Origin of the sequence: Pseudomonas sp. ES1 (assembly GCF_050586605.1) — a bacterium.
GTDB lineage: Bacteria > Pseudomonadota > Gammaproteobacteria > Pseudomonadales > Pseudomonadaceae > Aquipseudomonas > Aquipseudomonas sichuanensis.
In genome coordinates this window covers 41,399-63,046 of record NZ_JBOBDM010000004.1, presented here as the reverse complement: position 1 = coordinate 63,046, position 21,648 = coordinate 41,399, and the positions used below count along the sequence as shown (strand labels likewise).

Annotated in this window: 20 protein-coding genes and 1 pseudogene; 13 read left to right on the top strand and 8 right to left on the bottom strand. The window is 64.9% G+C overall.

From position 1 onward, the window contains the following. Positions 1 to 13 precede the first annotated feature (13 nt). The 4 genes from ACQ4N9_RS03000 (at position 14) to ACQ4N9_RS02985 (ending at position 3,139) form a co-directional block, all read left to right on the top strand. Positions 14 to 733, top strand: coding sequence for an OmpA family protein (locus ACQ4N9_RS03000; protein WP_390969435.1), 720 nt, complete (start codon positions 14 to 16; stop codon positions 731 to 733). Between the two features lie 96 nt (positions 734 to 829). Further along, positions 830 to 1,093 carry a DUF1145 domain-containing protein gene (locus ACQ4N9_RS02995; RefSeq protein ID WP_390969434.1) on the top strand — a complete coding sequence of 88 codons (264 nt, stop codon included), beginning with the start codon at positions 830 to 832 and terminating at the stop codon, positions 1,091 to 1,093. Positions 1,094 to 1,097: 4 nt separating this feature from the next. After that, positions 1,098 to 1,856, top strand: coding sequence for a collagen-like protein (locus ACQ4N9_RS02990; RefSeq protein WP_390969432.1), 759 nt, complete (start codon positions 1,098 to 1,100; stop codon positions 1,854 to 1,856). Positions 1,857 to 2,032: 176 nt separating this feature from the next. Then, complete coding sequence (locus ACQ4N9_RS02985; RefSeq protein ID WP_347149828.1) at positions 2,033 to 3,139, top strand: NADH:flavin oxidoreductase/NADH oxidase; 1,107 nt, start codon at positions 2,033 to 2,035, stop codon at positions 3,137 to 3,139. Between the two features lies 1 nt (position 3,140). Here ACQ4N9_RS02985 and ACQ4N9_RS02980 read toward each other — a convergent pair whose 3' ends face one another. The 7 genes and pseudogenes from ACQ4N9_RS02980 to ydcS form a co-directional block, all read right to left on the bottom strand. Next, on the bottom strand, positions 3,141 to 3,473 hold the full coding sequence (locus tag ACQ4N9_RS02980) for a type II toxin-antitoxin system HicB family antitoxin (RefSeq protein WP_125462875.1): 333 nt from the start codon (positions 3,471 to 3,473) through the stop codon (positions 3,141 to 3,143). Then, positions 3,470 to 3,723, bottom strand: a pseudogene (locus tag ACQ4N9_RS02975) (type II toxin-antitoxin system HicA family toxin). Before ACQ4N9_RS02975 ends, ACQ4N9_RS02980 begins: the two are co-directional and overlap by 4 nt. A gap of 143 nt (positions 3,724 to 3,866) precedes the next feature. Continuing rightward, complete coding sequence (locus ACQ4N9_RS02970) at positions 3,867 to 5,291, bottom strand: gamma-aminobutyraldehyde dehydrogenase (RefSeq protein WP_390969429.1); 1,425 nt, start codon at positions 5,289 to 5,291, stop codon at positions 3,867 to 3,869. 17 nt (positions 5,292 to 5,308) lie between these two features. Then, entirely contained in the window at positions 5,309 to 6,115 is an 807-nt protein-coding gene (locus ACQ4N9_RS02965) for an ABC transporter permease (RefSeq protein ID WP_110995518.1), read from the bottom strand. Continuing rightward, complete coding sequence (locus tag ACQ4N9_RS02960) at positions 6,105 to 7,016, bottom strand: ABC transporter permease (RefSeq protein ID WP_390969512.1); 912 nt, start codon at positions 7,014 to 7,016, stop codon at positions 6,105 to 6,107. Before ACQ4N9_RS02960 ends, ACQ4N9_RS02965 begins: the two co-directional genes overlap by 11 nt. A 26-nt stretch (positions 7,017 to 7,042) precedes the next feature. Continuing rightward, positions 7,043 to 8,068, bottom strand: a complete 1,026-nt coding sequence (locus ACQ4N9_RS02955) for an ABC transporter ATP-binding protein (protein ID WP_390969427.1) — start codon at positions 8,066 to 8,068, stop codon at positions 7,043 to 7,045. A gap of 159 nt (positions 8,069 to 8,227) precedes the next feature. Further along, positions 8,228 to 9,367, bottom strand: a complete 1,140-nt coding sequence (gene ydcS / locus ACQ4N9_RS02950; protein ID WP_390969425.1) for a putative ABC transporter substrate-binding protein YdcS — start codon at positions 9,365 to 9,367, stop codon at positions 8,228 to 8,230. Between the two features lie 214 nt (positions 9,368 to 9,581). Between ydcS and ACQ4N9_RS02945 the strand changes: the two genes are divergently transcribed. The 8 genes from ACQ4N9_RS02945 to ACQ4N9_RS02910 all read left to right on the top strand — a co-directional run bounded on the left by ACQ4N9_RS02945 (position 9,582) and on the right by ACQ4N9_RS02910 (position 18,816). Continuing rightward, entirely contained in the window at positions 9,582 to 10,271 is a 690-nt protein-coding gene (locus ACQ4N9_RS02945; protein ID WP_390969423.1) for a tellurite resistance TerB family protein, read from the top strand. A 129-nt stretch (positions 10,272 to 10,400) separates the two neighbouring features. Beyond that, positions 10,401 to 12,023 (top strand): methyl-accepting chemotaxis protein, encoded by a 1,623-nt coding sequence (locus ACQ4N9_RS02940; RefSeq protein ID WP_390969510.1) that lies wholly within the window; start codon positions 10,401 to 10,403, stop codon positions 12,021 to 12,023. A 5-nt stretch (positions 12,024 to 12,028) separates the two neighbouring features. Continuing rightward, positions 12,029 to 12,550 carry a chemotaxis protein CheW gene (locus ACQ4N9_RS02935; RefSeq protein ID WP_323831792.1) on the top strand — a complete coding sequence of 174 codons (522 nt, stop codon included), beginning with the start codon at positions 12,029 to 12,031 and terminating at the stop codon, positions 12,548 to 12,550. After that, positions 12,547 to 13,794 carry a CheR family methyltransferase gene (locus tag ACQ4N9_RS02930; RefSeq protein WP_390969421.1) on the top strand — a complete coding sequence of 416 codons (1,248 nt, stop codon included), beginning with the start codon at positions 12,547 to 12,549 and terminating at the stop codon, positions 13,792 to 13,794. The genes ACQ4N9_RS02935 and ACQ4N9_RS02930 overlap by 4 nt, the downstream gene beginning before the upstream one ends. Further along, positions 13,791 to 14,459 (top strand): chemotaxis protein CheW, encoded by a 669-nt coding sequence (locus tag ACQ4N9_RS02925; protein ID WP_390969419.1) that lies wholly within the window; start codon positions 13,791 to 13,793, stop codon positions 14,457 to 14,459. The genes ACQ4N9_RS02930 and ACQ4N9_RS02925 overlap by 4 nt, the downstream gene beginning before the upstream one ends. After that, positions 14,456 to 16,750, top strand: coding sequence for a hybrid sensor histidine kinase/response regulator (locus tag ACQ4N9_RS02920; protein ID WP_390969417.1), 2,295 nt, complete (start codon positions 14,456 to 14,458; stop codon positions 16,748 to 16,750). The genes ACQ4N9_RS02925 and ACQ4N9_RS02920 overlap by 4 nt, the downstream gene beginning before the upstream one ends. After that, positions 16,747 to 17,760: a chemotaxis response regulator protein-glutamate methylesterase gene (locus ACQ4N9_RS02915; protein WP_125857651.1), complete on the top strand. Its 1,014-nt coding sequence runs from the start codon at positions 16,747 to 16,749 to the stop codon at positions 17,758 to 17,760. Before ACQ4N9_RS02920 ends, ACQ4N9_RS02915 begins: the two co-directional genes overlap by 4 nt. Before the next feature lie 51 nt (positions 17,761 to 17,811). Further along, positions 17,812 to 18,816: a diguanylate cyclase gene (locus tag ACQ4N9_RS02910; protein WP_390969415.1), complete on the top strand. Its 1,005-nt coding sequence runs from the start codon at positions 17,812 to 17,814 to the stop codon at positions 18,814 to 18,816. Positions 18,817 to 18,860: 44 nt separating this feature from the next. On the opposite strand, the gene ACQ4N9_RS02905 is transcribed toward ACQ4N9_RS02910, so the two are convergent. Next, the gene (locus ACQ4N9_RS02905) at positions 18,861 to 20,159 is read right to left on the bottom strand and encodes a hypothetical protein (protein ID WP_390969413.1); all 1,299 of its coding nucleotides are present in this window, start codon (positions 20,157 to 20,159) and stop codon (positions 18,861 to 18,863) included. Between the two features lie 305 nt (positions 20,160 to 20,464). Here ACQ4N9_RS02905 and prfB point away from each other — a divergent pair. Beyond that, a protein-coding gene (prfB, locus tag ACQ4N9_RS02900; RefSeq protein WP_390969411.1) for a peptide chain release factor 2 occupies positions 20,465 to 21,560 on the top strand; the annotation gives its coding sequence in 2 pieces (ribosomal slippage) (positions 20,465 to 20,536 and positions 20,538 to 21,560; 1,095 coding nt in all). Positions 21,561 to 21,648: the final 88 nt, after the last annotated feature.

The window sequence follows — 21,648 nt, the reverse complement described above, 5'->3', positions numbered from 1 at the left end:
AGGAGCATTCACCATGCGTGTTTTGTCCAAGGCGGCGCTGCCGCTGTTGCTGGCCACCAGCCTGCTGGCCGGTTGCGCGACCCACAGCGATGGCAGCGCGCCCCTCAATCAAAGGACCTGGCCCCTCTGCAGCCTGCTCGGTGGGCTGGTCGGCGGTGGCCTGGGGGCTATCGAGAGCTCCAGTTGGGCGGCCGGTGGCGGTGCCCTGGGAGCCATCGCCGGTGGCCTGATCTGCTACGCCCAGGATGGCGATGAGGATGGCGATGGTGTCTTCGACCGCCGTGACCGTTGCCCGGACACCCCCGCCGGCACCCAGGTCAACCACATGGGCTGCCCGCTGCCCCAATACCCTCCCGCGCAAGCGCAACCCGAACCCGCCGCGACCCCTGAGGTGATTACCCTCGACGACCAGGGCCAGGTGCTGTTCGCCTTCGACTCCGCCGAGCTCACGGCAGCCGCCCGGCAGCGTCTGCAAAGCCTGCTGCCCAGGCTGAACGCGCCGGGCGTGACCAGCGTCAAGGTCATTGGCTTCACCGACAGCGTCGGTTCCGACAGCTACAACCAGCGCCTGTCCGAGCGCCGTGCCAGTAGCGTCGCGGAGTATCTGATCAGCCAGGGGCTGGCACCGGACAAGGTGACCAGCCAGGGCCGTGGCGAGGCTGATCCGGTTGCTGACAACGAGAGCGATGAAGGCCGGGCGCGCAATCGACGGGTGGAACTGCACCTGAACTGACCCCTCTGGCGCGCCTGCCGCAGTAAGGTTACTGTTGCCAACGCGGCCCGCTCGAACGGGCCGCGCTGGCATAACAATAAACAGTGGGGGCGGGGTATGAAATTCATCCTGGGCCTGGGCAAGGTCCTGACGGTGCTGTTCTGGTGGGTGGTGCTGTTCAACCTGTTCATGCCGCAGCCATTGCCGCTCAATCTGCTGATTAATACCACCGGCATCGTCCTGCTGTCACTGCATGTGCTCGAGGTGCTGTTTTTCAACGCCAGCCTGCGCGGGCGCAGCCACCGCTGGTTCGATCGGTTGCAGATTCTTCTAACCGGCATCTTCCACGTCATGTCCATCCCCAAACCTGGTAAGGCCTAGAGCCATGCATAAATTGATGTTGCTGGCCGCTTTGGCCGCGCCCCTGGCTCAGGCAGAAAGCCTTGAAGTCGCCGCTCACTCCATGCTGCGCCTGCCGAACAAGTCGGCCAGCGTGCACCTTGAACAGCTGCGTGTGGCCGACTCGGCGACCCTGTTGCTGCCAGCCACTCTCACCGAGCTCAAGATCGACCGCCTGGAGCTGGGGCGCGATGCGCGCATCGCCATCGCCCCCGCCGAACGTGACCTGAGTATCAGTGCCGCCAGCGCCCACCTGGGCGAAGGCAGTGAAATCAGTGCGCCTGGTGCACCGGGCACTTATGAGCGGGCAGCCCGCCCGGGGCGCAACCTCGACTTGCGCCTGCAGGCGCTTGAGGCCGAGCAGCTCGTCATCGATGCCCGTGGCGGCGCTGGCGCGCCAGGTTTTGTCGGCCTTGATGGCGGTAATGGCAAGCCGGGTGGCTGCACCTGGGGGCAGGCCAGCCGAGGGGCCAATGGTGACAACGGTGGCAATGGGCACGATGGTGCCTCTGGCGGGCGGATTCGCCTGGCGCTGCCGGACGGCTTCGCCCAGGAACGGATCATGGTGCGGCTGGAGGGCGGCGCGCCGGGCAAGCCGGGCGCAGCCGGCAAGGCTGGCAAGGGCGGCGCGAGCAAGGGCTGCCTGGTGTACAGCACGGCGGCCGGCGCCAATGGCCTGCCAGGGCAAGCCGGGGAGCCAGGTGCCGCCGGCGCTGCCGGGGAGTTGATCCTGCAGCGTTTGTAAGCGCCGGGGCTGAGCCTGCTTGAGGCGTTATCAGGCAGGCTTGTCAGCGACTCCCCACCTAACGGTCAGACACCTCCGACACCCATGGTCTAGTCTGAAACAGACCGGTACCGGCCAAGTTCCCACTACAAGTGCCCGGACCGGACAACCATTGGAGTCCCCCGGGAGGTGCTCTCATGAGCCTGCTGCTTGAGCCGTATACCCTGCGTCAGCTGACCCTGCCCAACCGTATTGCCGTTTCCCCCATGTGCCAGTACTCCGCCGTCGACGGCCTGGCCAACGACTGGCACCTGGTGCACCTGGGCAGCCGTGCTGTCGGTGGCGCGGGCCTGGTGATCAGCGAGGCCGTCGCGGTCACCGCCGATGGCCGCATTACTGCCGAAGACCTTGGCCTGTGGAACGACGAACAGATCGCCCCGCTGCAGCGCATCACCCGCTTCATCACCGCTCAGGGCGCCGTGCCTGGCATCCAGCTGGCCCACGCCGGACGCAAGGCCAGCACGTATCGCCCCTGGTTGGGCAAGCAAGGCAGCGTCAAGCTCGAAGAGGGTGGCTGGCAGCCGGTCGGCCCATCGAAAATCGCCTTCGACCCGCAGCACACCGCGCCGCGCGAGTTGAGCAAGGACGAGATCCAGGACGTTGTGGCCGCGTTTGTGGCCGCGACCGAGCGCGCCTTGAAGGCCGGTTTCAAGGTCGTGGAAATCCACGCCGCCCATGGCTACCTGTTGCACCAGTTCCTGTCGCCGCTGAGCAACCAGCGTCGCGACGACTATGGCAGTTGCTTCGAAAACCGCATTCGCCTGACCTTGCAGGTCACCGAAGCCGTGCGCAAGGTGTGGCCGCAGGAGCTGCCGCTGTTCGTCCGCGTATCGGCCACCGACTGGGTGGAGGATGGCTGGAACCCGGATGAAACCGTCGAACTGGCGCGCCGCCTGCGCGTGCTGGGTGTCGACCTGATCGACGTTTCGTCTGGCGGCACCTCGGTCAACGCCGAGATCCCCACCGGCCCGGGGTACCAGACCCGCTTCGCCGAGCGGGTGCGCAAAGAGTCGGAAATCGCCACCGGGACCGTTGGCATGATCACCGAGCCCGCCCAGGCCGAACACATCCTGCGCACCGGCCAGGCCGATGTGATTTTCCTGGCCCGTGAACTGCTGCGCGACCCGTACTGGCCACTGCACGCCGACGATGACCTGGGCGGCAACAAGGCCACGTGGCCGGCGCAGTACCAGCGGGCGACCAGCCGGGCCAACCCGATCCACGAGTCGGACCTGCGCGATTGACTCAGCGGTAGGCGGCCTTGCTGAGGATGTCGCTCACCCATTGGTTGATGCTTTTCTGCGCAAGCTCCGCCTGGGCCGCCACGCTGGCGTGAAGCGTGGGCTCCAGGCGTAGGCTGAGCTTGCCGGAGTAGGTTTTTTGCGGTTCACGCCCCAGGCGCTGGCAGGTTTCGAGGTAGTCGTCGACGGCCTCCTCGAAGGCCTGGCGCAGTTCGCTGATCGATTCGCCATGGAAACCGATCACGTCGTGGATGCCGGCGACGTGGCCGACCAGCAGCTGGTCTTCGTCGCTGTATTCGATGCGGGCGGCATAGCCGCGGTAATTCATCACATTCATGGTGTCACTCCTGCCTGCTCCAGGAACTGGCGGGCATCCTTCACTTGATAGGCTTTGGCGTGGCGGTCCGGGTGTGGGCGGTGGAAGGTTGCGACCGCCCCGTGGAGTTCGAACCGTACGCGTGACCCCTACCTTCGACCGTCCTGGCGCCAAGCGATACCAGCAATGATTCCAGGCGTATCCAGTCCAGGGTTTTGGGCACAGGTTTCTTGAAGACAAGTTCGAGTAAAGCGCGTTGGTGATTATTCATGGTATCATTCTGTGATACCAGTTTATTTTGCTCAACGGTCTCGCGGTAGGGCGTGGCAGCGGCAGGTTGCGGGAAATGTCGGTATGGCAGGCAGCAAAAAGCCGACTGGCCGTGAATGCCAGTCGGCTTCTGTCATCCCTGCATCAATGTTTGAACATCACATGCCGCACACAGGTGTAGTCCTCCAGCCCGTACATCGACATATCCTTCCCGTACCCCGAATGCTTCTGCCCGCCATGGGGCATTTCGCTGACCAGCATGAAGTGGGTGTTCACCCAGGTGCAGCCGTAATGCAGCCGTGCCGCCAGGCGGTGGGCGCGGCCGCTGTCGCGGGTCCATACCGATGAAGCCAGGCCGTACTCGGAGTCGTTGGCCCATTCCAGCGCCTGGGCCTCGTCGCTGAAGCGGGTCACCGACACCACCGGCCCGAACACTTCGTGGCGGACGATCTCGTCATCCTGCAAGGTGTCGGCCAGCACGGTGGGTTCGAAGAAGAACCCGTCTCCAGGCACGGCCTTGCCGCCGGTGACCAGGCGGATATGCGGCTGGGCAATCGCACGCTGTACCAGCCCGGCGACCTTGTCGCGGTGCTGGGCGCTGATCAGCGGGCCGAGCTCGGTGGCCGGATCGCTCTGCAGGCCGTGCTTGAGGCTGGCCACCGCCTCGCCCAGGCGTTCGACGAAGCGCTCGTAGATGCCGTCCTGCACGTACAGGCGGCAGGCCGCGGTGCAGTCCTGCCCGGCGTTGTAGAAGCCGAAGGTGCGGATGCCTTCGATAGCAGCATCGATGTCGGCATCGTCGAACACAATCACCGGGGCCTTGCCGCCCAGCTCCATGTGCATGCGCTTCACGCTGTCGGCGGTGGCGCCGATGATGTGCGCGCCGGTGGGGATGGAGCCGGTCAGCGACACCATGCGCACCTTGGGGTGGGTGACCAGCGGGTTGCCCACGGTCTGGCCGCGGCCGAACAGGATGTTGAGTACGCCAGGCGGCAGCAGGCCGTGAATCAGCTCACCCAGGTGCAGGGCGGTCAGCGGGGTCAGCTCCGAAGGTTTGATCACCACGGTGTTGCCGGCGGCCAACGCCGGGGCGATCTTCCACGCCAGCATCATCAGCGGGTAGTTCCACGGCGCGATGGAGGCCACCACACCCAGCGGGTCACGGCGGATCATCGAGGTGTGCCCGGGCAGGTACTCACCCGCCGCCGAGCCGCCCAGGCAGCGCGCCGCGCCGGCGAAGTAGCGGAACACGTCGGCGATGGCCGGGATCTCGTCGTTGAGGGCGGCAGCGTAAGGCTTGCCGCAGTTGTTCGATTCCAGCCTGGCCAGCGCCTCGCCGTGTTGCTCGATGACGTCGGCGATGGCCAGCAGCGCGGTCGAGCGCTCTTTCGGCGTGGTCTGCGACCAGCCGTCGAACGCCTTGTCGGCCGCGCGCACAGCGCTGTCGACCTGGGCCTCGGTGGCTTCGTTGATCTGTGCCAGGGCAGTGCCTTTGGCCGGGTCGAGCACGGTCCAGGCCGGGCCTTCGCCAGCGACAAGCTGGCCGTTGATCAGCATTCGGGTTTGCATCGGGGACTCCTCCAGGGTCATTTGCCGCTGCCCGCGACGCTTTCACCGCCACGGGTCAGGTAATAGGCGCCGAGGATCGGCAGCATGGTCACCAGCATCACCAGCATGGCGACCACGTTGGTCACCGGCACATCGCGCGGGCGGCTGAGCTGGTTGAGCAGCCAGATTGGCAAGGTGCGCTCGTTGCCGGCGGTGAAGGTGGTGACGATGATTTCGTCGAACGACAGGGCAAAGGCCAGCATGCCGCCGGCCAGCAACGCCGAGCCCAGGTTGGGCAGGATGATGTAGCGGAAGGTCTGCCAGCCATCGGCGCCCAGGTCCATCGAGGCTTCGATCAGGCTCTGCGAGGTACGGCGCAGGCGGGCGATGACGTTGTTGTAGACGATCACCACGCAGAACGTGGCGTGGCCGACGACGATGGTGAACAGCCCAGGTTCAATCCCTAGGCGCTTGAACGCCGAGAGCAGGGCGATACCGGTGATGATGCCGGGCAGGGCGATCGGCAGGATCAGCATCAGCGAGATGCTTTCCTTGCCGAAAAAGCTGCGTCGGTACAGCGCCGCCGACGCCAGGGTGCCAAGCACCAGGGCGATCAGCGTGGCCAGGCAGGCCACCTGCAATGACAGCTTGATCGCTTCGAGCACGTCGGGGCGGGCTAGGGCCACGGCGAACCACTTCAGCGTGAAGCCCTTGGGCGGGAAACTGAACGCCGCGTCTTCGGTATTGAAGGCATAGAGCAGGATGATCAGGATCGGGAAGTGCAGGAACACCAGCCCGCCCCAGGCCGCCAGGCGCAGGCCCATCGAGGCTTTTTCAGAGTGCATCGAAGGCCCCCAGGCGTTTGACGATGGACAGGTACACCGCGATCAGCACGATCGGCACCAGGGTAAAGGCCGCCGCCATGGGCATGTTGCCGATCGCCCCTTGCTGGGCATACACCATGCTGCCGATGAAATAGCCGGGCGGGCCGACCAGTTGCGGCACGATGAAGTCGCCCAGGGTCAGCGAGAACGTGAAAATCGAACCGGCGGCGATGCCCGGCACCGACAGCGGCAGGATCACTTGCAAGAAGGTCTGCCGGGGTTTGGCGCCGAGGTCGGCCGAGGCTTGCAGCAGCGAAGGCGGCAGGCGCTCCAGTGCGGCCTGGATCGGCAGGATCATGAACGGCAGCCAGATGTAGACGAACACCAGAAAGCGCCCCAGGTGCGAGGTCGACAGGGTGCTGCCGCCCACGCCGGGGATGTCCAGCACCAGCTGCAACAGCGGCTGCAGGTGCAGTTGCTGGATGAACCACTGGGCCACGCCGCCCTTGGCCAGCAGCAGGGTCCAGGCGTAGGTCTTGACGATGTAGCTGGCCCACATCGGCATCATCACCGCGATGTAGAAGAACGCCTTGGTGCGGCCGCTGGTGTAGCGCGCCATGTAGTAGGCGATGGGGAAGGCCAGCACGGCGCTGGCCAGCGACACCGCCACGGCCATGCTCAGGGTGCGCAGGATGATGTCGAAATTGGCCGGGTTGAACAGCGCGGCGAAGTTGGCCAGGGTCAGGTCCGGCGTCACCGCCATGGTGAAGTCGTCGAAGGTGTAGAAACCTTGCCACAACAGGTTCAGCAACGAGCCTAGGTAGATAGCGCCGAACCACAGCAACGGCGGGATCAGCAGCATCAGCAGGTACAGGTTGGGGCGCCGGTACAGCAGGTCGCTCAGGCGCCGCAGCGGCGTGATGCCCGTTGCTTTTTCAGCGGCCAGGCTCATGGCTGGGTTTCCCGCAACGCGGTCATCGCCTCGCGCGGCCAGCTGGCCTGCACGCGCTGGCCGGCCTGCCAGTGCTGCGCTTGTGCCTGCCAGCGGTCGTTGGCCTGGCTTACGGCGAGCAGTTGGCCGCAGTCCAGCTTCACCTCGAAACGGGTGGCGCTGCCCTGGTACTGGATGTCGTGCAGCACCCCGCCGACCTGTACGTCGCCGCTGGCGGGCTGGCCGTCGAGGCGGATGTGCTCGGGGCGGATGGAGAAGGGCGATGCGCTGCCATTGAGCTGTTGCGCCAGTTCCCCGCGCAGCACGTTGGAGGTGCCGACGAACTCGGCGACGAAGGTGGTCGCCGGCTGCATGTACAGGTTGCGGGGTGTGTCGACCTGTTCGATGCGCCCGCGGTTGAACACGGCCACCCGGTCGGACATCGACAATGCCTCGGTCTGGTCGTGGGTGACGAAGATGAAGGTGATGCCCAGCTGGCGCTGCAGCTTTTTCAGCTCGCCCTGCATCTGCTCGCGCAACTTGAGGTCGAGGGCGCCGAGCGGTTCATCGAGCAGCAGCACCCGTGGCCGGTTGACCAGGGCGCGGGCCAGGGCGACGCGCTGGCGCTGGCCACCGGACAGCTGCGCCGGCTTGCGTGCGCCGTAGCCGTCCAGGGCGACCATGGCCAGCGCCTCGTCGGCACGGGCATGGCGTTCGGCCTTGGCCACACCTTTGACTTTCAGGCCATAGGCGACGTTGTCGCGCACGTTCATATGCGGGAACAGTGCGTAGTCCTGGAACACGGTGTTGACGTCGCGCTGGTAGGGCGGCAGCCCGGCGGCTTCGCTGCCATGGATGCGGATCGAGCCGCTGCTGGGTTGCTCGAAGCCGGCGATCAGGCGCAGGCAGGTGGTCTTGCCCGAACCCGAGGGGCCGAGCATGGAGAAGAACTCGCCGTCCTCGATGTCGATGCTGACCTGGTCGACGGCCTTGACCTCGCCGAAGGTGCGGGAAACCTGGGTGAACTGAACGGCTAGGGGCATGAGCGGTACTCAGCTGGCTTTGTATTGCCTGTGCCGGCCTCACCGCTGGCAAGCCAGCTCCCACAGGTCATTCACAAGGCCGGGGCCAGTGAGATCCTTGTGGGAGCCGGCTTGCCGGCGATGAGGCCAGTGCAGGTGAAAACTCCTTTGCTAACGGTTTCAGCGCCCGCCCATGATCGCGATGTAGTCCTGGGTCCAGCGGCTATAGGGCACGAACTTGCCGCCCTCGGCCTGCGGGGTTTTCCAGAAGGCGATCTTGTCGAAATTGTCGAAGCCATTGGTCTTGCAGCCCTCGGCCCCCAGCAGTTCGCTGCCGGTACAGGCCGCCGGCACCGCTGGCAACGAGCCGAACCAGGCCGCCACGTCGCCCTGCACCTTGGGCTGCAGCGACCAGTCCATCCATTTGTAGGCGCAATTGGGGTGCTTGGCCTCACTGTGCAGCATGGTGGTGTCGGCCCAGCCGGTGGCGCCTTCCTTCGGCACCACCGAGGCCACCGGCTGCTTGTCGGCCAGCAGCCCGTTGACCATGTAGCCCCACGAACTGGTGGCGGCCACGCCCTCGTTCTTCACGTCGCTCATCTGCACGGTCGCGTCGTGCCAGTAGCGGTGGATCAGCGGCTGCTGCTGGCGCAGCAGGTCGAGCACCGCCTTGTATTGCGCCTCGGTGAGTTCGTAGGGGTTCTGGATACCCAGCTCAGGCTTGGCGGACTTGAGATAGAGCGCCGCGTCGGCGATGTAGATCGGCCCGTCGTAAGCCTGCACGCGGCCCTTGTTGGGTTTGCCGTCGGGCAGGTTCTGCGCTTCGAACACCACGCTCCAGCTGGTGGGTGGCTGCTTGAACACGTTGGTGTTGTACAGCAGCACGTTCGGGCCCCACTGGTAGGGCGTGCCATACACCTGGTCCTTGACCACGTACCAGGCGCCGTTGTGCAGACGCGGGTCGAGGTTCTTCCAGTTGGGGATCAGCGCGGTGTTGATCGGCTGCACCCGCTTGCCGGCGATCAGCCGCAGCGAGGCATCGCCCGAGGCGGTCACCAGGTCATAGCCGCCCTTGGTCATCAGGCTGACCATCTCATCGGAGGTGGCGGCGGTCTTCACGCTGACCTTGCAGCCGGTTTCTTTCTCGAAGCCGGTGACCCAGTCGTAGGCCTTGTCGCTTTCACCGCGTTCGATGTAGCCGGGCCAGGCGATGATGTCCAGCTGCCCCTCGCCGGCACCGAGCTTCTGGGGCAGCCCGGCGGCCTGGGCGCCAGCGCTGGCGAGCAGGGCGCCGAGCAAAACGGTCTTGTGCACTGACATGATGTTCCCTCTTGTTGGCAATTGTGATCGGGGCAGACGTCAAGCAAAGCGGCGGTCAGGTGGCTGACTGCTTATGATTTTTAGCGACTGAGTCGAGTCTAGATCGCTTTTATCAATCGCTGATGCAACATCCGGAAGCATTTGCACAGGTGGAGAAAGCCGTGCGCCGTCCTACTCTGGTGGCCACTTTTTCGTACACGCGGAGACACGCCAGATGAATACCCGAGGTCTGCTCGACCAACTGCTCAAGTCCGGCCAGGAACTGCTCAACAGCCAGGCCAGCAAAGGCACGGGGCACAAACCAGCGGGCAACGGCGGGCTGGGCAGCCTGCTTTCCGGTGCCGGCGGTGGTGCCCTGGCGGCCGGTGCCATGGGTTTGTTGCTGGGTAACAAGAAGGCCCGCAAATATGGCGGCAAGGCGCTCACCTACGGTGGCCTGGCCGCGCTCGGGGTGCTGGCCTACAAGGCCTATGGCAACTGGCAGGCGCGCCAGGGTGCAGGCGACCAGCCGCCACAGACGCTGGACCGCCTGCCCCCGGCCCAGGCCGAGCAGCACAGCCAGGCGGTGCTGCGGGCACTGGTGGCGGCGGCCAAATCCGACGGCCATATCGACGAGCGCGAGCGGGCATTGATCGAAGGCGAGTTCACCCGCTTGGACAGCGACCGCGAGCTGCAGCACTGGCTGCACGCTGAGCTGAACAAGCCGCTGGACCCTGCCGAGGTGGCCCGCGCCGCGCAAACCCCGGAAATGGCCGCCGAGATGTACCTGGCCAGCGTGATGATGGTCGACCAGGAGAATTTCATGGAGCGCGCCTACCTCGACGAACTGGCGCGCCAGCTGCGTTTGGACCCGGCCTTGCGCCAGGAGTTGGAGAGCCAGGTCAGGCTTGCCGCCGGCCAGTGAACAGGCAAATGGCCACATCGATAGGCAAGGAGGCCTGAATACAGCAGCATTCAGCCGCAAATGCGTAAGACGCCTGGGCTATACTTCGGCGATTTTTCCCGCTCGTATCGAATTCCTGAGGGCTGAATGTTGAAGAACTGGACCTTGCGCCAACGGATCCTGGCAAGTTTCGCCGTGATCATCGCCATCATGCTGCTGATGATCGTGGCCGCCTACTCGCGGCTGGTGGCGATCGAATCCAGTGAGGAAGCGGTGGGGTCCGACAGCATTCCCGGCGTCTATTACAGTTCGATGATTCGCAGTGCCTGGGTCGACAGCTACGTCACCAGCCAGCAGTTGGTGGGGCTGTCGAACCACCGCGAAATCACCTCGGCCGACATGGAGCTGTTCAAGAGCTTCGATGACCGCCTCAAGCAGCACATGGCCAGCTACCAGGCCACTATTCGCGACCCCGCCGACCAGGCCGCCTTCGACGACTTCACCCGCCTCGAGGAGGGCTACGTGAAGATCGTCGACCAGGTGCTGGAGACCTACCGGCAAAAGAACTACGTCGAAGCCCAGCGCCTGATCGCCGATGTGCTCACCCCGGCCTGGGTGGATGGGCGCAAGCACCTGAACGGGGTGATCGAGCGCAACCGCGAATCGGCCGATGCCGCCACCAACGACATCGTCAGCGCCGTCAACACCGCCAAGGGCAGCATGATCGTCTCGCTGCTGTTGGCGATCGTCGCCGCCGGTATCTGCGGCCTGCTGCTGATGCGCGCGATCAGCGCGCCCATGCAACGCATCGTGCATGCCCTCGACCGCCTGCGTTCGGGCGACCTGAGCATGCGCCTGAGCCTGGACCGCAAGGACGAATTCGGCGCCATCGAAGGCGGCTTCAACGAGATGGCCGAGTCGCTGGCCGGCCTGGTGTCGCAGGCCCAGCGCTCGTCGGTGCAGGTGACCACCTCGGTCACCGAAATTGCCGCCACCTCGAAGCAGCAGCAGGCGACCGCCACCGAAACCGCCGCCACCACCACCGAGATCGGCGCCACCTCGCGCGAGATCGCCGCCACCTCCCGTGACCTGGTGCGCACCATGACCGAAGTCACCTCGTCGGCCGACCAGGCCTCGAGCCTGGCCGGTGCCGGCCAGCAGGGCCTGGCGCGCATGGAAGAGACCATGCACCAGGTGATGGGCGCCGCCGACCTGGTCAACGCCAAGCTGGCAATCCTCAACGAGAAGGCCAGCAACATCACTCAGATGGTGGTGACCATCGTCAAGGTCGCCGACCAGACCAACCTGCTGTCGCTCAACGCCGCCATCGAAGCGGAGAAGGCCGGCGAGTACGGCCGTGGCTTCGCCGTGGTGGCCACCGAAGTGCGCCGCCTGGCCGACCAGACCGCCGTGGCCACCTACGACATCGAACAGATGGTGCGTGAGATCCAGTCGGCGGTGTCGGCCGGGGTGATGGGCATGGACAAGTTCTCCGAAGAAGTGCGCCGCGGCATGTTCGAGGTGCAGCAGGTGGGCGAACAGCTCAGCCAGATCATCAACCAGGTGCAGGCCCTGGCGCCGCGTGTGCTGATGGTCAACGAAGGCATGCAGGCCCAGGCCACCGGCGCCGAACAGATCAACCAGGCTCTGGCCCAGCTCAGCGACGCCAGCACCCAGACCGTGGAATCGCTGCGCCAGGCCAGCTTCGCCATCGACGAGCTGAGCCAGGTGGCCGCCGGGCTGCGTGGCGGTGTGTCGCGTTTCAAAGTCTGACGCCGATGACCGACCTGTCCCCCCGTGAGGACCGCGCGGCCACTGCCAAGGGCGCGCTGTACCTGCAGTTCCGGATCGCCGCGCAGCGCTTCGCCCTGGACGTGCGCGAAGTGATCGAAGTACTGCCACGTCGCCCGCTCAAGCCCATCGCCCAGGCCCCAGCCTGGGTGGTCGGCGTGCTCGCCCACCGTGGCGCGCTGGTGCCGGTGATCGATGTGTCGGCGTTGAGCTTCGGCGCTCCGGCCGTTTCGCGCGGCAGCACCCGCCTGGTGCTGGTGCACTACCGTGGCGACCCGCAGCGCCCCGAGCTGCAACTGGGGCTGATCCTGGAGCAGGCCACCGAGACCCTGCGCTGCCGGCCCGACGAGTTCCAGCCTTATGGCCTGGACAACGCCGAGGCCCCTTACCTGGGGCCGGTGCGTCAGGACGCGCAAGGATTGGTGCAGCGTATCTGCGTCGACGATCTGCTGCCGGCTGCGGTCCGCCAACTGTTGTACCCCAGCGAAGTCGGGCAGGTGCCGACATGACCGGGCAACGGTTCTTCCGCTTCCTGCAGGAGCGTATTGGCCTGGACGTGGAGTCGGTCGGGGCGCCGATGATCGAGCGCGCCTTGCGCCAGCGCTGCGTTGCCCTGCAGGCCACCGACCTGGACGATTACTGGCTGCGCTTGCAACAGTCCACGGCCGAGCAGCAGGCCCTGATCGAGGCGGTCATCGTCCCCGAAACCTGGTTCTTCCGTTACCCCGAATCCTTTACCGCGCTGGTGGACCTGGCCCACAAGCGCGTTGCCGAACTGGCCGGTGCCCGGCCGCTGCGCATCCTCAGCCTGCCGTGCTCGACCGGTGAAGAGCCCTATTCCATCGCCATGGCACTGCTCGATGGCGGGGTCGCGGCGCAAGCCTTCAGTGTCGATGGCATCGACATCAGCCCCAATTCGGTGGCCAAGGCCGAGCAGGCGTTGTACGGGCGCAACTCGTTCCGTGGCAGCGAACTGGCCTTCCGCGAGCGGCATTTCAGCGAAGCCGCCGAGGCCCACCAACTCGACGAGCGGGTGCGCCGGCAGGTCAGCCTGAAAGTCGGCAACGTGCTGGACCCGGCGCTCAAGGCCCGTGACGGCCAGTACGACTTCGTGTTCTGCCGCAACTTGTTGATCTATTTCGATGTGCCCACCCAGCAACGGGTGTTCGAGGTGCTCAAGCAGCTTACCCATGCCCAGGGCGTGCTGTTCATCGGCCCGGCCGAGGGCAGCTTGTTGGCGCGCCTGGGCATGCGGCCTCTGGGTATCGCCCAGTCGTTCGCCTATGTGCGCCAGGCTGATCCCGTGCCGGCCCCGCCGAGCAAACCCTTGCCGGCCATACGCCCGTTGGCGCCGCCATTGCCCAAGGTGGTCACGTTGCCCCAGCGCCCGGCAAGGCCGTTGATGGCCCCCCCAGTGGCTGCCGAGCCGCGTGACAACGAAGCGCAGCTGCTGGCGGCCATCGCCCGGCACGCCAACGCCGGCGACAGCCAGCAGGCCCGCAGTGACTGCGAGCGTTACCTGCGCCAGTTCGAACCCAAGGCGCAGGTCTATTACTGGCTGGGGCTGCTCAGCGATACCGAGGGCGATGCCACGCAGGCCATCACCCATTACCGCAAGGCGCTGTACCTGCAGCCTCAGCACCCGGAAGCGCTGATGCACCTGGCTGCCCTGCTGGCCTCGCAAGGCGACGAGGCGGGCGCCCGACGCCTGCAGGAGCGCGCGGCCCGGGCCGGCCGGGAGGCTGAACGATGAGCGCTGGATACGACATGCAACTGATCGCCCATGACGATGGCCAGGCCATCGACGATTGCTGGAACCGCATCGGCGTGCACGGCGACAAGCAGTGCCCGCTGCTGCAGCGGCACATCCACTGCCGCAATTGCGAGGTGTATGCGGCGGCCGCTACACGCTTGCTGGATCGCTACGCGCAGGTGCTCGACGAACAGGACGAAGCACTGCCGCTGGCCGAGGGCGCCGTCGGTCGCTCCATGCTGCTGTTCCGGCTGGGTGAGGAATGGCTGGCGCTGGCCACGGCCTGCCTCGCCGAAATCGCCCCGCTGCAGCCGGTGCATTCGTTGCCGCATCAGCGCTCGCGGGTACTGCAAGGGGTGGCCAACGTGCGCGGTGCGCTGGTGCCGTGCCTGTCGCTGGCGGACCTGCTGAACGTGCCGGGCGAGGCCAGCATCGAGCGCAGTGGGCGGGTCATGCCGCGCATGCTGATCCTGGCTGCCGAAGGGGGCCCGGTGGTGGTGCCGGTGGCGGAGATCGATGGCATTCACCGGCTGGACCCCGGGCACCTGCAGGAGGGCCGCGATACCGCCCACTTCACCGCTGCGGTGCTGCAGTGGCGGGGGCGCAGCGTGCGGGTCCTGGATGAACTACACCTTCTGCAAGCCGTGAAGCGGAGCCTGTCATGACCCCGGAGCAAATGCGCGACGCTTCCTTGCTGGAGCTGTTCAGCCTGGAAGCCGAAGCCCAGACCCAGGTGCTCAGTGCCGGCCTGCTGGCACTGGAGCGCAACCCCGCCCAGCCTGACCAGCTCGAGGCCTGCATGCGTGCGGCCCATTCGCTCAAGGGCGCGGCGCGGATCGTCGGCATCGACGCCGGCGTCAGCGTCGCCCATGTGATGGAAGACTGCCTGGTGGCTGCGCAGGAGGGCCGCCTGCTACTACGCCCGGAGCATATCGACGCGCTGCTGCAAGGTACCGACCTGCTGATGCGCATCGCCACGCCGGGCGATCCGGCAGGCGAAGGCCTGGTGCCGGTGTTCCTCACCCAGATGGCCGCGCTGCTGGATTCGCCGCCGTTGGCCCCACTGGTCGCGCCGCCGTTGTCGGCCACAACGCCGCCAGCCATGGTCGCGCCGCCGCAGGCCATGGAGCCTGAGCCTGAACCGGCCGCCGAGCTCGAAGCCGAGCCGGTCGTCCGGCCGAGGGCCGGCAAGCGCGGTGGCGAGGGTAGCGAGCGCGTGCTGCGGGTCACTGCCGACCGGCTTAACAGCCTGCTCGACCTGTCGAGCAAGTCGTTGGTCGAAACCCAGCGCCTGAAGCCTTATCTGGCGACCTTGCAGCGCCTCAAGCGCATGCACGGCCAGGGCATGCGTGCCCTGGACGGGCTCAAAGCGCAGCTCGAAGACAGCGGCCAGGGCCCGGAAGTACTCGATGCCCTGGCCCAGACCCAGCAACTGCTGGCCGAAACCCAGCAGATCCTGCTGCAGCAGGCTGCCGACCTCGACGAATTCGGCTGGCAGGCCAGCCAGCGCGCTCAGTTGCTGTACGACACCGCGCTGGCCTGCCGCATGCGCCCGTTTGCCGATGTGCTGACCGGTCAGAGCCGCATGGTGCGCGACCTGGGGCGCTCCTTGGGGAAACCGGTGCGGCTGCTGGTCGAAGGCGAGAAGACCCAGGTCGATCGCGACGTGCTGGAAAAGCTCGAAGCGCCGCTGACCCACCTGCTGCGCAACGCCGTCGACCATGGCATCGAGCTGCCCGAAAGGCGCCTGCTGGCCGGCAAGCCCGGTGAAGGCACGGTGCGCCTGCGCGCCTCGCACCAGGCCGGGCTGCTGATTCTGGAACTGGCCGATGATGGCGCCGGCATCGACCTTGAGCGCTTGCGCCGCAGCATCGTCGAACGCGCGCTGTCGCCGGCCGAAACCGTGGCGCAGATGAGCGAGGCTGAGCTGCTCACCTTCCTCTTCCTGCCCGGCTTCAGCCTGCGCGATACGGTCACCGAAGTGTCCGGGCGCGGGGTTGGCCTGGATGCGGTGCAGCACATGGTCCGCGAGTTGCGCGGCTCGATCGAGCTGACCCAGGTGGCCGGGCAGGGGTGCTGCTTCCACCTGGAAGTGCCGCTGACCCTGTCGGTGGTGCGCAGCCTGGTGGTGGAGGTGGGCGGCGAGGCCTATGCCTTCCCGCTGGCGCATATCGAGCGCACCCTTGATGTGCCGGCCGATAGCATCGTGCAGATCGAAGGGCGCCAGCATTTCTGGCACGAGGATCGGCATATCGGCCTGGTCGCCGCCAGCCAGCTGCTCAACCGGCCGGCGACACAGGACGCGGGCCAGAGCCTGCGGGTGGTGGTGATTCGCGAGCGCGACCAGCTTTACGGCGTGGCCGTCGAGCGCCTGATCGGCGAGCGGGTGCTGGTGGTGATGCCGCTCGACCCGCGCCTGGGCAAGGTCCAGGACATTTCCGCCGGCGCCTTGCTCGACGATGGCTCGGTGGTGCTGATCATCGATGTCGAGGACCTGCTGCGCTCGGTGGACAAGCTGCTCAGCACCGGCCGCCTGGAGCGCATCGAACGTGGGGGCCAGCACGGCCGTGGCGTTGCGCGCCGGCGTGTGCTGGTGGTCGATGACTCGCTCACCGTGCGCGAACTGCAACGCAAGCTGCTGGGCAACCGTGGCTACGAAGTGGCCGTGGCGGTGGATGGCATGGATGGCTGGAACGCCCTGCGCAGCGATGACTTCGACCTGCTGATCACCGACATCGACATGCCGCGCATGGACGGTATCGAACTGGTCACCCTGGTGCGTCGCGACCAGCGCCTGCAATCGCTGCCGGTCATGGTGGTGTCGTACAAGGACCGTGAAGAAGACCGTCGTCGTGGACTTGATGCCGGCGCCGACTATTATCTGGCCAAAGCCAGCTTCCATGACGATGCGTTGCTGGACGCCGTGGAGGAGCTGATCGGAGGTGCCCAGGGATGAAGATCGCCATCGTCAATGACATGCCCATGGCTGTGGAGGCCCTGCGCCGAGCGCTGGCCTTCGAGCCGGCGCATGAGGTGGTGTGGGTCGCCGGTAACGGCGCCGAGGCGGTGCAGCGCTGTAGCGAACAGCTCCCGGACCTGATCCTGATGGACCTGATCATGCCGGTGATGGACGGCGTCGAGGCGACCCGGCGGATCATGGCCGAGACCCCCTGCGCCATCGTCATCGTCACGGTCGACCGCAAGCAGAACGTGCACCGGGTATTCGAGGCCATGGGCCACGGTGCCCTGGACGTGGTCGACACGCCGGCACTGGGCGCGGGCGATGCCCGTGAGGCGGCGGCGCCGCTGTTGCGCAAGATACTCAATATCGGCTGGCTGATCGGCCAGCAGCGGCCCAGCGCCCCGCAGCCGGTGCGTACCCCCTTGCGTGAGGCATCCCAGCGCCGCGGCCTGGTGGCCATCGGCTCGTCGGCTGGCGGCCCGGCTGCCCTGGAGGTGTTGCTCAAGGGGCTGCCGAAGGCCTTCCCGGCGGCCATCGTGCTGGTCCAGCACGTCGACCAGGTATTCGCCGGCGGCATGGCCGAATGGCTCAGCACGGCGAGCGGCCAGTCGGTGCGCCTGGCCCGCGAAGGCGAGCCACCGCAGCCGGGGCAGGTCCTGCTGGCCGGCACCAACCACCATATTCGCCTGCTGCACAACGGTCAGTTGGCCTACACTGCCGAGCCGGTCAATGAAATCTACCGGCCTTCGATCGACGTGTTCTTCGAAAGCGTGGCGCGCTACTGGTCGGGCGACGCGGTGGGCGTACTGCTCACCGGCATGGGCCGCGATGGCGCCCAGGGCCTGAAGCTGATGCGTCAGCAGGGTTTTCTGACCATTGCCCAGGACCAGCAGAGCAGTGCGGTATACGGCATGCCCAAGGCTGCTGCGGCCATCGACGCCGCAGTGGAAATCCGCCCGCTGGAACGCATCGCCGGGCGACTGACGGAACTCTTTTCGAAATGACGACACGTATTGAGGCACGCCGCCTGGCCGGCCGTGACCGGGTGACCCGCAATGACTGATCTACCTATCGAAGGTTTCACGACCATCAACGAAGGCGCGGCGATGGTACTGCTGGTGGACGATCAGGCAATGATCGGCGAAGCGGTGCGCCGTGGCCTGGCCTATGAAGAGAACATCGACTTCCATTTCTGCGCCGACCCACATCAGGCGGTGGCCCAGGCCATGCGGATCAAGCCCACGGTGATCCTCCAGGACCTGATCATGCCGGGCCTCGATGGCCTCACCCTGGTGCGCGAGTACCGCAACAACCCGGCTACCCAGGACATCCCGATCATCGTCCTGTCGACCAAGGAAGACCCGCTGGTCAAGAGCGCGGCCTTCGCCGCCGGGGCCAACGACTATTTGGTGAAGCTGCCCGACACCATCGAGCTGGTGGCACGCATCCGCTACCACTCGCGCTCGTACTTGACGCTGCTGCAGCGCGACGAGGCCTATCGCGCCTTGCGGGTGAGCCAGCAGCAGTTGCTGGACACCAATCTGATGCTGCAGCGGCTGATGAACTCCGACGGCCTGACCGGGCTGTCCAACCGCCGCCACTTCGATGAGTACCTGGAGCTGGAGTGGCGCCGGGCCATTCGTGAGCAGCAGCAACTGTCGCTGCTGATGATCGATGTCGACTACTTCAAGGCGTTCAACGACAGTTTCGGCCACTTGGCCGGCGACGAGGCCTTGCGTCAGGTGGCCGAGGCCATACGCGGCAGCTGCTCACGGCCCAGCGACCTGCCGGCGCGCTACGGTGGCGAGGAGTTTGCCCTGGTGCTGCCCAATACTTCGCCGGGCGGGGCGCGGCTGATTGCCGAGAAGTTGCGTCAGACCATCATGGGCTTGAACATTGCCCACACCGTGCCCGAGCACGGCTCGCACTTGACCATAAGCATCGGCCTGGCCACCCAGACGCCGGCGGTTGGCAGCCATTGCCGGCAGTTGATCTCGGCGGCGGACAAGGGGCTGTACCTGGCGAAAAACAGCGGGCGCAACCAGGTCGGTATCGCGTGATAATCGGGGCTAGTTGATAGCCCCGCCCTCGAGAATGGCCAGATTCAGGGTTTAACGGCTTGGTCTGCGCTGAGATAGCTGAAAGGTGAGCCTGAGAGTTTGTTCAGATCCAGTGCAACCACGGGTACCCATATTCCGGTATTGCTTTTGAACTTGGTCTGGAATGTCTTGGCGTCATTGAGCGAAGCGCTATTTCCGACTTTATAGAAAAATGCCTCGATCGGCAGTTTAGCGCCATGGTTCTGGGGCCACAGGTTGACCATCATTTCATTCCAGAGCGCTTCCATATTCGGAGGACGATTGGCGCGTACTTGGTAGCTCACGGCGAATTGGGCAGCATTTGCCGTACTCAATGAGCACTGATAGTCGCGATTGGGGATGGTTTGGGTAAACGCATACCAAGAGCTTACCGTGGTTGCGTTTTTACTGGCGCAGGTACTGAGGTCGGCATTGGTCGAGCTTCGAGGTTTTAGGCCGCAACCCTTGGCTGGACGGGTACCGACGATAGTTCCCGCGTCATAAGCGTAAATGCACAAGTAATCCATGCCCTTGCCTTGGAGCGCCGCTTCGCTCTGCGGAAGGAAGATGAAACCTGCGTTTCTGTAGAAGTTATTGACATGGGAGTCGACGCGAAAATAAGAGAACGATACAGCCCCCAAGGCAATCGCCGAAGGACTAGGGTCCCAGGGGTTGAAGTTGCCGTTGTCCACCGAGCGGATGATGATGCCGTTGCAATAGTAAGCAGGCAGGTTTCCTGGACAGGTGTTTTCCCGGGCGTTGTAACGCAAGTTCAAGCGCGCGGCGATGGCGGGGCCTGGGTCGGTAGTGTCTTGAACTACCTTTATTGCCGTCGGTGGAGAAATGACCAGAGGGTTATCGCCAACGCCCACGCTAGCCGTTAACACACCCTGACCACCTACATCCGCTGCCACGTTAGCCTTGGGGATCAGGAATTTTAGCGTGCCCGGTATCGCGACATGTTGCACGGGAGCAGTGTAAGTGTTTTTGCCTGTCCAGCGCATGGCAGCCGTATCCTTTGGCGCCATAGCGGAATACGTAAATGTAACTTCGAGATTGCTACCGAGTGAGGTCAAATTGATGATTTTGTCTGGGGCTGCGGGGACTTCAGGCGGGGGGAGATCAAGTCGTACTTGCGAGCTTTGAACTTCGAAGATTGAAGGGTTGTTGATGTTGGTGTCTTGTGGCTGTTGTGTGCAGCCTGTCATTATGCTGAAGATCAGAAGGGTTAGGGGTGCAATGTGCGAGCGAATGCCCCGGGTTTTAATAAAATCAGTTACGTCACAGTCGCGGTTGGCATGGTTGGAAGGGTGGAGGTTTTGCATGTTGTTTGCTCCATGATATCGCCATGAAGTGTTATTAATAGGACGTTGGCGGAGAACAGCAACTGGCAAAAATACTAGTTTTAATTTCTGTGGTAGTGTGCCCTGTGGCATTCAAACCATGCCCCCGGTAGCCGCTGCCTGCAGCTGATTTCTGTGTCGGATGAGGGCCGGGATGTGGAGAAGAGTGGGCGCAACACGCTCGGTATCGCCTGAGGCAGGGGCGGCTGCCCAACGGGCTGCCGCAGTTCCCTAGATCGGTTATACTCGCGGGCTTTTCACCGAATTCGCACGAGAGCTGCCCGCCCATGGAAATCCAACCGATCCTGAACACCATCAAGGACCTCACCGAGCGTTCCGAGTCCATTCGGGGGTATCTTTGACTACGATCACAAGCATGATCGTCTGGTCGAAGTAAACCGCGAGCTGGAAGACCCGGCCGTCTGGAACAAACCCGAATATGCCCAGGCACTGGGTAAAGAGCTGGCCTCGCTGAAGCAGATCGTCGGCACCCTCGACGGCTTGGCCAGCGGCCTGGTCGACTCCCGCGACCTGCTGGACATGGCCGTCGAAGAAAACGACGAAGGCGCCGTGGAAGACGTGGTCGCCGAGCTGCAGAAGCTGGAAGAGTCCCTGGCCCTGCTCGAGTTCCGTCGTATGTTCAGCGGTGAGATGGACCCGAACAACGCCTACCTGGACATCCAGGCCGGCTCCGGCGGCACCGAGGCGCAGGACTGGGCCAACATCCTGCTGCGCATGTACCTGCGCTGGGCCGACAAGCGCGGTTTCGACGCCACCATCATCGAGCTGTCTGAAGGTGAAGTCGCCGGCATCAAGGGCGCCACCGTGCACATCAAGGGCGAGTACGCCTTCGGCTGGCTGCGCACCGAGATCGGCGTGCACCGCCTGGTGCGCAAGAGCCCGTTCGACTCCGGCGCCCGCCGTCACACCTCGTTCTCGGCGGTATTCGTTTCGCCCGAGATCGACGACAAGGTCGAGATCGAGATCAACCCGTCCGACCTGCGCATCGACACCTACCGCTCTTCGGGCGCTGGTGGTCAGCACGTCAACACCACCGACTCGGCGGTGCGTATCACCCACGTGCCGACCAACACCGTGGTGGCCTGCCAGAACGAACGTTCCCAGCACGCCAACAAGGACACCGCCATGAAAATGCTGCGGGCCAAGTTGTACGAGCTGGAAATGCAGAAGCGCAACGCCGCCTCGCAAGCCCTGGAAGACAGCAAGTCGGATATCGGCTGGGGTCACCAGATTCGCTCCTATGTACTCGATGATTCGCGTATCAAGGACCTGCGTACCGGCGTCGAGCGTAGCGACTGCAACAAAGTCCTCGACGGCGATATCGACCAGTACCTCGAAGCGAGCCTCAAGCAGGGGCTGTAAGCATCTACGCCGTGGCAGGCCCGTGGGAGCGGGCTTGCCCCGCGATCCCTCACCCGCGAGGGCAACGAACACCTGATGGAAAGAATGA

Bases quoted from the DNA above. Each gene is read 5' to 3' on its own strand.
- ACQ4N9_RS03000 (WP_390969435.1), top strand. From the start codon at position 14: ATGCGTGTTTTGTCCAAGGCGGCGCTGCCGCTGTTGCTGGCCACCAGC.
- ACQ4N9_RS02995 (WP_390969434.1), top strand. From the start codon at position 830: ATGAAATTCATCCTGGGCCTGGGCAAGGTCCTGACGGTGCTGTTCTGG.
- ACQ4N9_RS02990 (WP_390969432.1), top strand. From the start codon at position 1,098: ATGCATAAATTGATGTTGCTGGCCGCTTTGGCCGCGCCCCTGGCTCAG.
- ACQ4N9_RS02985 (WP_347149828.1), top strand. From the start codon at position 2,033: ATGAGCCTGCTGCTTGAGCCGTATACCCTGCGTCAGCTGACCCTGCCC.
- ACQ4N9_RS02980 (WP_125462875.1), bottom strand. From the start codon at position 3,473: ATGAATGTGATGAATTACCGCGGCTATGCCGCCCGCATCGAATACAGC.
- ACQ4N9_RS02970 (WP_390969429.1), bottom strand. From the start codon at position 5,291: ATGCAAACCCGAATGCTGATCAACGGCCAGCTTGTCGCTGGCGAAGGC.
- ACQ4N9_RS02965 (WP_110995518.1), bottom strand. From the start codon at position 6,115: ATGCACTCTGAAAAAGCCTCGATGGGCCTGCGCCTGGCGGCCTGGGGC.
- ACQ4N9_RS02955 (WP_390969427.1), bottom strand. From the start codon at position 8,068: ATGCCCCTAGCCGTTCAGTTCACCCAGGTTTCCCGCACCTTCGGCGAG.
- ydcS (WP_390969425.1), bottom strand. From the start codon at position 9,367: ATGTCAGTGCACAAGACCGTTTTGCTCGGCGCCCTGCTCGCCAGCGCT.
- ACQ4N9_RS02945 (WP_390969423.1), top strand. From the start codon at position 9,582: ATGAATACCCGAGGTCTGCTCGACCAACTGCTCAAGTCCGGCCAGGAA.
- ACQ4N9_RS02935 (WP_323831792.1), top strand. From the start codon at position 12,029: ATGACCGACCTGTCCCCCCGTGAGGACCGCGCGGCCACTGCCAAGGGC.
- ACQ4N9_RS02930 (WP_390969421.1), top strand. From the start codon at position 12,547: ATGACCGGGCAACGGTTCTTCCGCTTCCTGCAGGAGCGTATTGGCCTG.
- ACQ4N9_RS02925 (WP_390969419.1), top strand. From the start codon at position 13,791: ATGAGCGCTGGATACGACATGCAACTGATCGCCCATGACGATGGCCAG.
- ACQ4N9_RS02920 (WP_390969417.1), top strand. From the start codon at position 14,456: ATGACCCCGGAGCAAATGCGCGACGCTTCCTTGCTGGAGCTGTTCAGC.
- ACQ4N9_RS02915 (WP_125857651.1), top strand. From the start codon at position 16,747: ATGAAGATCGCCATCGTCAATGACATGCCCATGGCTGTGGAGGCCCTG.
- ACQ4N9_RS02910 (WP_390969415.1), top strand. From the start codon at position 17,812: ATGACTGATCTACCTATCGAAGGTTTCACGACCATCAACGAAGGCGCG.
- ACQ4N9_RS02905 (WP_390969413.1), bottom strand. From the start codon at position 20,159: ATGCAAAACCTCCACCCTTCCAACCATGCCAACCGCGACTGTGACGTA.